The organism is Pseudomonas sp. 273 (genome assembly GCF_029201425.1).
GTDB lineage: Bacteria > Pseudomonadota > Gammaproteobacteria > Pseudomonadales > Pseudomonadaceae > Pseudomonas > Pseudomonas delhiensis.
Genome location: NZ_CP116775.1, coordinates 723830 through 735964 on the forward strand (window position 1 = coordinate 723830; position 12135 = coordinate 735964).

General features: G+C 65.9%; 11 protein-coding genes. 10 read left to right on the forward strand and 1 reads right to left on the reverse strand.

Features of this window, described 5'->3' with window-relative positions; translation table 11 throughout:
• The first annotated feature begins 9 nt into the window (after positions 1–9).
• From PKO50_RS03425 to PKO50_RS03445, 5 genes are all read left to right on the forward strand, one after another.
• The gene (locus PKO50_RS03425; RefSeq protein WP_275628822.1) at positions 10–363 is read left to right on the forward strand and encodes a DUF2190 family protein; all 354 of its coding nucleotides are present in this window, start codon (positions 10–12) and stop codon (positions 361–363) included.
• 69 nt (positions 364–432) lie between these two features.
• Positions 433–678, forward strand: a complete 246-nt coding sequence (locus tag PKO50_RS03430) for a hypothetical protein (RefSeq protein ID WP_275628823.1) — start codon at positions 433–435, stop codon at positions 676–678.
• Positions 678–1115, forward strand: coding sequence for a hypothetical protein (locus PKO50_RS03435; RefSeq protein ID WP_109934494.1), 438 nt, complete (start codon positions 678–680; stop codon positions 1113–1115). Before PKO50_RS03430 ends, PKO50_RS03435 begins: the two co-directional genes overlap by 1 nt.
• A 50-nt stretch (positions 1116–1165) precedes the next feature.
• A complete protein-coding gene (locus tag PKO50_RS03440) occupies positions 1166–1378 on the forward strand; it encodes a hypothetical protein (RefSeq protein ID WP_275628824.1) in 213 nt (70 codons plus the stop codon).
• A gap of 29 nt (positions 1379–1407) precedes the next feature.
• Positions 1408–2154, forward strand: a complete 747-nt coding sequence (locus PKO50_RS03445; protein ID WP_275628825.1) for a hypothetical protein — start codon at positions 1408–1410, stop codon at positions 2152–2154.
• 22 nt (positions 2155–2176) lie between these two features.
• On the opposite strand, the gene PKO50_RS03450 is transcribed toward PKO50_RS03445, so the two are convergent.
• Positions 2177–2524 carry a hypothetical protein gene (locus PKO50_RS03450; protein ID WP_275628826.1) on the reverse strand — a complete coding sequence of 116 codons (348 nt, stop codon included), beginning with the start codon at positions 2522–2524 and terminating at the stop codon, positions 2177–2179.
• 217 nt (positions 2525–2741) lie between these two features.
• On the opposite strand from PKO50_RS03450, the gene PKO50_RS03455 reads away from it, so the two are divergent.
• The 5 genes from PKO50_RS03455 (at position 2742) to PKO50_RS03475 (ending at position 12101) form a co-directional block, all read left to right on the forward strand.
• Complete coding sequence (locus PKO50_RS03455) at positions 2742–6020, forward strand: tape measure protein (RefSeq protein ID WP_275628827.1); 3279 nt, start codon at positions 2742–2744, stop codon at positions 6018–6020.
• A complete protein-coding gene (locus PKO50_RS03460) occupies positions 6020–6445 on the forward strand; it encodes a hypothetical protein (RefSeq protein WP_275628828.1) in 426 nt (141 codons plus the stop codon). Before PKO50_RS03455 ends, PKO50_RS03460 begins: the two co-directional genes overlap by 1 nt.
• Entirely contained in the window at positions 6436–6741 is a 306-nt protein-coding gene (locus PKO50_RS03465) for a hypothetical protein (RefSeq protein WP_275628829.1), read from the forward strand. The genes PKO50_RS03460 and PKO50_RS03465 overlap by 10 nt, the downstream gene beginning before the upstream one ends.
• Positions 6742–6806: 65 nt before the next feature.
• Positions 6807–10379: a hypothetical protein gene (locus tag PKO50_RS03470; RefSeq protein WP_275628830.1), complete on the forward strand. Its 3573-nt coding sequence runs from the start codon at positions 6807–6809 to the stop codon at positions 10377–10379.
• Between the two features lie 1026 nt (positions 10380–11405).
• On the forward strand, positions 11406–12101 hold the full coding sequence (locus tag PKO50_RS03475) for a hypothetical protein (RefSeq protein ID WP_275628831.1): 696 nt from the start codon (positions 11406–11408) through the stop codon (positions 12099–12101).
• The last annotated feature ends 34 nt before the right edge of the window (positions 12102–12135 follow it).

Here is a 12135-nt window from a genome sequence, read left to right on the forward strand (position 1 = left end):
AGAGACCACATGAAGACCTTCATCCAGAACGGCGACATCATCACCGTCCCGGCGCCGGCCGGCGGCACCGTCTCCGGCAAGCTCTACAAGGTCGGCGCCTTCATCGGCGTGGCCGCCACCACCGAAGCCGCTGACGATCCGGTGGAACTGAAGCTGACCGGCGTCTTCGAGCTGACCAAGACCAGTGCACAGGCCTGGGCGGTCGGCGACCTGGTGTACATGAACACCACCAGCGGCAGACTGAGCAACGCCTCGGCCACCGGCCTGGTGCTGGTGGGCGCGGCCACCGAGGCCGCGGCCAACCCGTCGGCGGTCGGTCGCGTGCGCCTGAACGGCGTCTCCGCGCCGGCGGCAGCGACCTAACCCATGGGCTGGGCGAGCATGCGTGAGCGCCTGGATCGCCTATCCATCCGGGCTTTCAACGACGGTCCCATGGACTTTCTGGACCGTCAGGGCGCCGTCATAGCTTCCGGCCTGGCCGTCATAGTCAGCGATGGCGTGGAGCGACTCGGCGAGATCGGAGCCATCGACCGATACCGGACAATTGCCGTCCAGAAGCATCAGCTTGCGCCCCTGGATCGTCAGGGGCGGTTCCGCGACGCCAGCGGCAAGGAATGGCACATCGACGATATCCATTCTGATGACGGCCATCTCATCACCTTCTACGTGGTGCCCTGATGAGCGACGTACCCAACGTGCAGGCCGACATCATCGGCCAGCTGCAGACGCTGCTCGCCGGCGTTCCCGGCTTCGGCGCGGAGATCCGCGAGGACAACGTGCTGGACCTGATCGACGCCGAGGACGAGGAACTGCCCGACCAGCTGATCGTCCTGCAGGAGGGCGACACCTCGGAGCTGGACCGGTCCGGGGCGACGGTGCGCGAGGAGCTGACCATCAACATCGTGGCGATGACCCGGCTTCGTGACCATGCCCAGCCGCTGCGCACCGCCAGGCTGGACATCAAGCGGGCGCTGAAGGGCATCAAGGCCGGGTTCACCGTCGACGGCCTGATCAAGGTGGCGTTCCCCACCTCCGCGCCGCGGTATCCCGATAGGGGGCGCCGATGGGCGTTCCGGGTGATCCCCATCACCGTCACCTACGTGCAGCAGCTGTAACCCATCCATCAGGCCGCCTTCGGGCGGCCTTCTCATTTCTGGAGGGCCACATGCCCGAGATCACCATCACCAAGGCCTTCAACCACCGCGCGGGGGCCGGCGTGACGCACTACCCGAAGTCGAGCCAGCCCGTCGAGGTTTCCCAGGCCGTCGCGGAACACGCCTGGGCCCACGGCTTCGCGCCCAAGCCCAAGGCCGAGAAGGCCGCCCAGCCCGCTGCGCCCGCCCCGGCGCCGACCACTGAAACCAGCGGCGCCAAGTAAGCGCCGGCCAATCCCTCGAGGAGACCTACATGCTCCAGCCCATTGATCGTTCCTTCATCGGCGAGGGCCAGCCCTTCGCCCGCCTGTACGGCTCGCAGGATGGCCTGCTGCCGTTCGGCAACTGCGACGCCTTCAACGTCAGCTATGCCACCGACCGCAAGGCCCTGCCGAACTACATGGGCGGCGGCGGCAACCGCAACGTGCGCACCCGGCCCACCGACGTGACCGGCTCCATCGGCCTCTACGACATCACCCCGGAGAACGTGGCGGCGATCACTCGCGGCACCATCACCGTGGCACCCACCGCGGCGATCACCGGCGAGGCTCACACCTCCGCCGGCGTGGCCTTCGAGCTGATCCCGTTCAAGTACATGCCGGACATGACCAAGACCATCACCGTCAAGACCGCCGGCGGCGATCCCCTGGCGGCTGGCACCGACTACCTGCTGACGCCCCACGGCATCCAGGTGCTGTCCGGCACCACCATCGACGAGACCGGCGTGCTGGTTGACTACACCCCGCGCAAGAGCACTGCCGTGCAGATGCTCAACAGCTCGGAGAAGGAGTTCGAGATCTTCATCGCCGGCCTGAACGACGCTCAGTCGGGCGAGCCCTACGCGTTGCGCATCCGCCGCGCCAAGTTCGGCCTGCTGCAGGAGATGCCGATCCTGGGCCAGGACTACCTGAAGCTGACCGGCCCCATCGAGCTGCTCGCCGATCCGACCGTTGTCGCCGACGACATCTCGAAGTTCCTGCAGATGGACCTGGCGGCCTAAGGCGGCCTGGCCATGGATGGCCTCATCCGCCGAAGAGCATTGCTTTGCCGTAATCGAGGATCGACTCGGTGCAGTACCCCAGCAGCCAAAGCCCGATGCCGCCGCTGGCCACAAGAGTGCGGTGCCACCAAGTGCTACGCCTGATTTCATCCTCCAGCTCATCCGCAAAGAGACGACCTTTAGTGGTTATTCCTTGCCACACAAGGTTGGCGATGTCGTTCGGTTGTGCCCGGTTGCGGAGATATTTCCCTTTGGCTAGCTGCTCATCTAGCAGTTCAGAGGCCAGAGCATAGTCATTCGTAGATGCGGGGCCATTGAGCAAAATGCGCAGATATTCTTTTCTCCACGTCTTCTTCTTCCTCTTGTTCACCATTAGCTCCTGCTTGCGAGTAGGCCCTTACATTGCGTCGGTATCCGCCTGGACTGCCGAGTGGGCCTTCTATATCGGCTTTCTTGTGGTTTGGCTATTGCTCGGCCGGTTCGTGTTTATCCCGTTGTTCCTCTGGCTCAGCCGGCGCCTGGGTTTCCACGATTTTGAATGACATCAGCCCGCCATCTGGCGGGCTTTTTCTTACCCGAGGATATCCATGGCCAATCCAGTTCAACGCCTGATTCAATTCGTTCTGCGCGGCAAGGACGAGATGTCTCCCGCCGCCAAGCAGTCCGCCGAGGCGCTGGAGGCGCTGCGCGCCAAGGCCAGCCAGCTCGGCGAGGCCCTCGACAATGCCAAGAGCGCCCGCGGCCTGATTAACGCTCTGTCGAGCACCCAGCGCGCGGTAGGTGTCACCGAGACCTCGGTGAATCGTGCCGAGAAGTATGTCAACGACCTGCGAGAGGCACTGAACAAGGAGCCCGGCAACAAGGGGCTGGAAGTTGCGCTGAAGGCTGCCGAGAAGGACGCAGCCACCCTGCGGCGCACCCTGGACGCCCTCAACGCCAAACTGGCCGACCAGCAACAGGCCGCCCGGGCTGCCGGCATCGACACCGACAAGCTGGCCGACGAGGAGCGGCGCCTGGCGGCCGAGGTCACGCGTACCAAGGAGGCAATCAGCCAGAACGCCAAGGAGCTGCGTGACCTGGAGCGAGACCAGGCCCGAGCGGCTCGCGAGGCCGCCAACCATGTTTCGCGCGTGGATGCGCTCCGCTCTGCGATGTCCGCTGGCGTGCGCCAGGCCGTTGGGTATGCGGCCGCCTTCGTGGGGATCAATGCTGCCTTCGGCCTGATCGGGCGCGGCGTCGGCGCGGTACGTGATGGCATCGTCTCGATGCTGAAGACAGGCGATGAGTTTGAAGGCCTGCAAACTCGCCTGACGTCGCTGATGGGCTCGGTGGAGAAAGGGCAGGAGGCTGCCGCCTGGATCACCAAGTTCGCCAAGGACACCCCCTTGCAACTGCAGGAGGTCACCGATGCCTTCGCGCTGCTGAAGGCCTACGGCATCGATCCGATGGATGGGACCTTCAAGGCCCTGGAGGACCAGTCGGAGAAGTTGGGCGGCGGCATGGAGCGCCTGGAGGGGATCGCTACGGCGGTTGGCCAGGCCTGGGCCAAGCAGAAGCTGCAGACCGAGGAAATCCTGCAGCTCGTCGAGCGCGGCGTGCCGGTGTGGGACATGCTGTCCAACGTCACCGGGAAGAACGTCGAGCAATTGCAGGAGCTGGCGAGCAAGGGCAAGCTCGGCCGCGACGTGATCAAGGCCCTGATCGACGAAATGGGCCGCACCTCGGGCGGTGCTGCCGCGGCGAACATGAGCCGCCTGAGCGGGTTGATCAGCAACCTGCAGGACACCGCCACCAACTTCCTCAACCGCATCGCCAACGCGGGGGCGCTGGACTACGTCAAGGGCAAGCTGCAGGCCCTGGCCGACACCATCGCGCAGATGGATGCTGACGGGCGCCTGGACAAACTGGCCAAGGGCCTGTCGGACGCCTTCGTGCAGGGCGCCGAGTGGGTTGGCGACTTCATCAAGCGCCTGGGGGAGGTGGACTTCAAGGCGCTGGTCGACAACACCTCAACCTGGCTCAGCGGGTTCCGGTCGGAAATCGACGAGATGGCCACCCGGGTGCAGTTGTTTATCGCGCCCTTCCGCACGTTGTTCAACGGCATCACCTCGGGCCTGAGTACGCTGGGGCTTACCTGGGCCAGCACGATGGGCCTGATGGTCTCCGGTATTGAGAAGATCGCGGCGAAGATTCCTGATGCCCTGGGAGGCGAGAAAATCCGTGCCTCGGTGGCCGGCGTGCAAAACATACTTACCGGCCTGAGTGCGACCTTCAAAGCGCAGATCGAGCAAGATGCCAAGGACATTGCGGCAGCCTGGGACACCAGCACCAAGGACACGGCGAGCGCGGCCGGCGAGCAGAGCCAGGTCATTACCGAGCACTTCGAGAACCTGAAGACCGGCGCGCAGGACGCCAGCGCTCAGGCGGTTCAGGCCGTCACCGGCCTGCAGAACGCGCTGGACCAGATCAGCACGGCCACTTCGGTGGGCCAACTGACCAAGCTGCAGGAGGAAATGCGCAAGGCCTACCAGGCCGGCAATCTCAGCCAGCAGGAATATGCCAACGGTGCCGGCGTACTGAACGCCAAGCTGAAGGAACTGCAGAAGGCAGCAGGCGGTGCGGCCCTGGGTGTCTCTGACCTGAGCACAGGCCTGGAGTCGCTAAAGGATGTACAGAACGCCATCGCCAATGCCAGGACCTCGGCGGATATCTCGAACATCCGCACCGCGCTGAATAAGCTGTACAACGACGGCAAGATCAAGGCGGACGAGTTCAACCGCTCGCAGAAGGAGCTCAGCGAGAAGATCGCCGAGATGAAGGCTGCCGGCACCACTGGCGCCCAGGGCATGGATGCCTTCGCTGAGTCGACGGACAAGGCCACCGACTCCCTGGAGGCGCAGCGCAAGGCCATCGGCGACGCCATGGAGGAGGAACGCAAGTCGGTGGGGTTCGTGAAGGAGGACATGTCCGACTTCGCGAATTTCTTCTCCGGCGTGATCAGTTCCACCCGCGCGCCGCTGGCCCAGCTCAGCGCCGAGGCGCTGGCGGCCTTCGACCAACTGCGCGGCCTCTCCAGCGCGGCCCCACAGATCGACACCAGTTCGCTGGAGAGCACCACCGAGTCGCTACAGCGCGTGCGCGAGGAGATGGGCAAGGTCGAGGCCGCTGCCTCGATGCCTGGCGTTTCCAGCCTCGGGAAGTGGGCCCTGTCGATGAAGGCCGACAGCGACAGCGTGGCGGTGTCGTACCTGGAGCAGAAGCGGCAACTGCTAAGCCTGCTCGATGGCTACGAGACGGGCGAGATCACCTTGCGTCAGTTCCTGGAGCAGGCCAAGGCCGCGCGCAATGGCATGAACCTGTTGGGCGACTCCGACTTGCGGCAGTTGGAGAGCAGCATTGACTCGGCCAAACAGCGGATGCAGCAGCTGTCCGAGGGCTCGCGCGACACCCTGGCGAGCCTGCGGGAAGAGCTGGCGGGCCTGCGCGGCGAGCAGGATGCGGTGGACCGTAGCAGGTTCAACAGCCGCAAGCAGGACCTGACGACGCAGTTGGCCGACGCACAGAAGGCCGGCGACCTCAACGCCGTGCAGAACCTGATGCAGGCCTTGGCCACGCTCCAGCAGATCCAGGCCGAGACCGACGCCAAGCGCCAACTGGCGGACCAGCAGGCGCGCGTCGACGCCCAGAACGCTGCGCAGGCACAGGCTCCCGCGCCGGCCGCGGCGGCTCCTGCAACTGCAGCACCTTCCCAGCCGATGAAGACCATCCGCCTCGAGGTCCAGGGGCGGAGCGTAGATGTCGGCGTCACCGATGACGGTAGCCAACTGCTCGACGTGCTCGGCAAGGCTGCCTTGAGGACTAGCTGATGATGCTCGACAGCATCGAACTGGATGACCAGCTCGAATGGACCGATGAGTTCACCTGGGACTCGGTGGCGCAGGAGCAGGAGCGCTCCATCACCGGCGCCCTCCTGGTGCAGGAGGGCATCAAGCTGCACGGTCGGCCCATCACCCTGCAGGCCAACGGCGGCGCCTGGACGCCGTTGTCGGTCGTGCGGCAGCTGGAGGCCCTGCGCGACCAGCGGCTGAAGGTCATGGACCTGGTGCTGCCGGACGGCCGGGAGTTCTCGGTGACGTGGAACCGGGCCAACGGCCAGGCGCCCCTGGAAGCCTCCCAGGTGCACCGCACGGTGAACCCGGGGCCAGCCGAGGACTACGAAATCACCCTGCGCTTGATCACAGTGGCCCCCCGCCCCCGAAACACCCTGACCCGGAGAACACCATGCAACTGATTGCCTACTGGATGGGCGGCAGCATCGTGGCCGCTCGTTCGCCGCTGGGCGCTGTCGCCATCATGGAGCAGCACGAGCCCGCCGGCCGCTGGTTGGTCGACGATGCCGTGCCGCTGACCGAGGCCGAACTGGCCCTCCAGGTCAGCCCGGACTCCCCCGAAACCATCGCCCAGGCCCTGGCGCGCTGTCAGGGCGAGCCCGCCCGCGGAGGCAGCCGTGCCGATTCCCGGCTTGCCCAGGCCAGCGAGGGCGGCGGTCGGCCGCAGCTGATCCGCTGGGACTTCCCCGTCGCCTGATCCCTCTCTCTTCCCCCTTTCCCAAACCCGCTTCGGCGGGTTTTTCGTTTCTGGCTGGAGCACACATGGCCATCAGCAAAAGCGACATCAAGCTGCTCAAGTCCCAGCGCCTGACCGACGAGTCGGACGGCGGCGGCCGAGCCACCGGGCAGGCCGTGGTGGATGCCGAAGTGAACAACTTGTTCCCGGACATCTCGCGCCTGGACCGCACCATCGGCCGCATCAACCTGCGCAAGGCCTTCGCGGGCGTCCAGTCGACCAACAGCGACAGCTACCTGGGCGCCCACGCCATCCTCACCCAGGCCCCGGCCGATCCGCGCGTGTCGGTGCTGCTGTTCGGCGGCACCCAGACCGACGAGCGCGCCGACGCCCGCAACGCCATCGAGTCCTACGTCGTGCCGGCGGTGATCGCGCCGTTCGATCTGTTGGGCAACCAGTTGCAGGGCCAGCGCGCTATCGCCTGCATCCAGCGAGAAGAGCAGCGCCTGCCGGAGATCGGCGAGGTTTACCAACTGGTGAACGGCGCCCTGTCGCAGTACGTGCGGATCACCAGCGTGGACGCCCGTCTGGAGAGCTTCACGTACGACTATGGCAACGGCAACTTCGTCAACTTCACCCGGCGCCGCCTCGACCTGTCGATCAGCTCGCCGCTGCTGAGCACGTTCCCGGGCGGCCAGCCGACGCCGGCCGGCACCGCGATGCCTTCCGGCTCCAGTGGCACCAAGAGCCAGATCCTGACCACCCAGGTCGCCGACGCCGCGCACTACTACGGCATCAGCCCGCTGGCCCAGGGCATCGCCCAGGGCGCCCTGAGCGTGCGGGTGAAATCCGTCTACGCCCAGCTGGTGCCGTCGAGCACCCGCGAGAACGCGCTGATCGACCAACTGGCCGGCTACCAGCGTCGCATCGTGCTTGCCACCGGTCCGGCGCGCTCGGTCAACCTGACGTTCGCCCTGGTCAGCGGCGGCCAGTCGCGGACCTTCCTCGGCACCGGCTGCGCCCCGAGCACCCTGAGCTTGTCCGTCAACGGCGGCACCTTCGCCGACGACAGCAAAGGTGGCATCCGCTTCGTGTCGGGCAGCAACTGGATTACAAGCGGCACCATCGACTACGAGACCGGCGAAATCAACCTGGTGCGCACCGGGGCCGGCTATACCGGCGCGGCCACCGCCAGCCACCAGCCCGGCGCCGCGGCGACCGGCGAGACCGTCACCGGCGAGATCCCGGTCGACCTGTCGAACCGTGGCTACGTGTACACGCTGAGCCTGTCCGACGCGCCACCCATGCCGGGCACGCTCGAGATCTCCTACATGGCCTTGGGCAAGTGGCAGACCTTGCGCGACCAGGGCAACGGCGAGCTGGCCGGGGAGGGCACCGGGACCATCCAGTTCGGCACGGGCTCGGTTTCGCTGACACTGAACGCCCTGCCGGATGTCGGTAGTTCGGTGATCTGGGCATACGTGGGGCAGAACAGCGCCGCGTTCACCCAGCGCACCGGCGTGAGCATCCAGGCCAAGGCGAAGGTCAACCGCACGCTGCCCCACCAGGGGCTGCTGCCGGGCTCCTACGTTGCCACCTTCAAGGTCGGCGGGGTGAACAAGACCATCACCGACGCCGGCAACGGCACCCTATCCGGCACCGGCGGTAGCGGCGTCATCAACTACGCCGCCGGCACCGTGTCGATGGAGTTGACCGCCACCCCGGACGCCGGGACGGCGATCACCCACACCTACCAGCAAGGTGCCTTCACCGACACCCCGCTGGCGGTGACCTCGGACGGCACCGGCATGACCACGTTCACCATCCCGGGCGCGCCGCTGAAGCCGGGTTCGGTGCAGATCAGTTGGATCACCAAGCAGCGGCAGGCCGTGCCGGCTATCGACCACGGCGTGCTGGAGAGCGGCAACAGCCTGCCGGTGTACGAGTCCGAAGTGCTGGTCAACAACGCCGTCAGCGACAACACCGCCGGCGGCTGGAGCGGTGGCCGGGCCGGGAGCATCAACTACTCGACCGGCGCCTGCTCGCTGCAGGTGGCGCGGACCTACACCTACAAGGAATTCACCTACGCGACGGAGAAGCACGGGTTCAACCCGGACACCATCGAACTGGTCAGCACCGACCGCAGCGAGATGGAGGCCTTCGGCGGCACGCTGACCATCCGCGCGCAGTCGAACGGCCAGAGCTACGGCGACCAGACCGACACCCAGGCCGTGGTCCCGGTCACCCTGGACCTGCTGCCGGGCGTTGCCGAGACGATCCTGCCGGGCTCGCTGGTGTTCACGTATGCCGGTGAGACCTATGTGGACCGCTCCGGCGTGCTCTACAAGAACGTCAGCAGCACCACGAACGCCGGGGTGGCGGTCGGCTCGGTGGACTATGCCGGCCGCGCGGCCACGCTCAGCACCTACCCGGCCGGCGCTGCGGCGGCCGTCACGCTGCTGGCGTGCCTGACCACGAACTCCGGGTTCGCGGTCAACGCCATGACGTTCCGCACGCCAGGGGCGCCGCTGCGGCCGGCGAGCCTGCAGGTCACTGCGGTGCGCGTCGACACCGCCCAGGTGGTGACGGCCACGGCCGACGCCAACGGCGTGCTGAGCGGGGCGGTGATCAAGGGCACGGTGGACATCGCGACGGGCATCGTCAGGCTGCGGTTCACCAGCAACCTGGACGACCAGACCGGGGCCAGCGACATCCCGGTGATCCCGATCCTGCTGCGCTACAACGCGGTGGTGTATTCCACCCTGCCGCTGGACGCCAACCTGATCGGCCTCGATCCGGTGCGTCTGCCGGCAGATGGCCGGGTGCCGCAGTTCCGCGAGGCCGACGTGCTGGTGATCCGCCACGTCGCGGAGACCGTAGTCGCCTCGCCTGTGGCCGGTGGCACCCTGGCACTCACGCGGCAGCAGCAGGCCGAGATCGAGGTGTTCGACGCCAACGGCACCGCCCTGCGCGCCGCCAGCTTCACGGCGAACCGCGCGGCGGGAACGGTGACGTGGGCCAACCCGCTGGTCCTGCAGGACGAGGCCGGCAACCCGCTGACGCTGCCGCTGGTGGTGCACGACCGCGTCGAGCACATGACGCTGTGCACCGAGGTGCAGATCAGCGGCGAGATCGGCCTGGCCTCGCCGGTGCCCTGGGACATGCCGGCGAACGAGGCGACGGTGAGCAGCGCGCTCAGCTGGGGCGACCTGCAGGCGCGCTATCACCACTGGTTCACCCAGAAGGCCTGGAACACCGGGGCGCCGAACTGGACGGACGCGCCCGTCGGCGAGACCACCACGGCGAACTACAACCTGCTGAGCTACCCGCCGGTGATCACCAACATGGGCGCCATCGACGGGAAGTGGGCGCTGGTGTTCACCTCGGCAACCACCTTCAACGTGGTGGAAGAGAAACTGGGTGTCATCAGCTCCGGGAGCGTGGCATCTGACTGCTCACCGATCAATGCGGAGACGGGAACCCCGTATTTCACAATCCGCAAGGATGGCTGGGGGGCGGGCTGGGCGGCTTCCAACGCGGTGCGCTTCAACACCGATTCGGCATTGGGCCCTGTCTGGCTGGCGCGCACGGTGCTGAGCGGGCAGGGCACGGTTGAGGACGATGAGTTCCGTCTGCAGATTCGAGGGGATGCTGACTAATGGCACGAATCTACCACTGGCAAGACACAGGCAGCCCGAGCCGAACCCTGACCGGTACTGTTGCCAACAAGCTCAGGACGATCTTGTTGGCCTGCCTGGTCAATGGTTATCAGGACAAGCCGGGGGCGGGGTGGACGTTGGTGCATGATGCCACCGGCGGATTCAGCCTGCGCAACGGGCCGGGCACCGGGATCATCAACATTTCGGACTACGACAGTTCTACGTACATGGTCATTAAGGTCACGCTGCTGGAGACGATTACTGGCGACCTGACCAAGTCGATTCCGAGTGGGGACAACCTCCGCTCCGGCCAGGGGCACCGTCGGCAACGCCGCATTTACTCCCGCTCTATGGTTTCCAGCAGAACCTTTCCACGGCGGTTTGGACGGTTGTCGCTGATGAGCGCTCCTTCTGCATGTACATGGGGGGTGGGGCGCAGGACGCAACGTCTACGGGGTATGCCACCCTCCGGGCGGCCTGGTTGTATGCGGGCGAGACCAGCAACGGAACCTTTGTTGCCTTTGGCGGGACACTGACTGGCTCGCCTTCGTCGCCCTCATACGACGGTGACGGCTACACCGTACTACGTGATCCAGTCACCGGATTGGTAATTTCTGGAGCGGGCCTGGAGCTGACTTCGGGCGGTGTCTCGACTGTACAGGCAACGCTGGCGATGACTGACCCTGTTGGTGGGTTGGACTTGCTTCCGTATCCGCTGCTCTATGGCGACCGGGTTTCCGGCTCAGCGGTCTCAGTCGGCAGCTTGCGGGGCGTGGTGGTCAGCCCCAGGCATTTGCGGATGAACGATAGTTCGGCGGAGGCGTTGCTTGGTTTGCCCGTCAGTGGTGACAGTCGCGGCAAGCCGATGACCATCGACGGCATAACCTTGTGCCCGGTAGCCGGTGGCCTTCCTGCGCGTTGCCGCTGCTTCCTTACAGACCATGCGGACTATTGGTGATGGCTACGATTCAACAGGCTCGCCAGGTACAAGGGGCGGCTGCCAGCATGCCGCCGAGGATCGTCAGCATGCGCTTTCTGCGGGATGGCGAGGGAACCCTGAGCTACAAGAAGGCCAAGCTGTTCAGCAACGCTGATGACATGACACTGCTCGCGATTTTCCAGGCATCGGATACTGAGTCGACTTTGCCCCAGCGGTTCCTGGCTTCGGCGATAGATGGCCAATGTCTGATGTTGGCCGTAGACAGTGCAGCGCCTCGCCTGGCCAGGGCCGCCTACCTGGAGATCGGTGCCGACGTGGAGCTGCTGGTGGACATCACCAGTGGTGATTCGTCGGGTGGGATTCCTGCGCAGTTGGAGGCTAGGGTTCGAGTAGATGGCGCGCCGGCCGACCGGGAGGTCGTAGCATTGGAGCGCCCGCTAAACGGCGAGTGGCGGGTGGCCGGTTATGGCAAGACCGAGGCCGGTGAAGCCATATTGTCGCTTCGGGTTACTGGTAGCGGGCGAATCTACACGCTGAGCCCGGACAGTTGGGGGGAGGCGTTCCAGCCGTCCCTCAACGTGGCCGAGGGCGACCTGATCCGGCCCACGGTGTTCATGGGCTGGATCTACCAGGTCACCCAGGCCGGGCAACTGCCCGCCGTAGAGCCGGCCTGGTGGGATGACAGTCTGCAGGGGCCGCAACCGCTGGGCACGGCCCGCGCCGAAGTGCACCGCTACTACCCACCGCAAGGGCGCGGTCCCATTCCTGTGGAGTTGACCTGATGCTGACGCATGACGCGGTGGCGGGCTGGAGCAA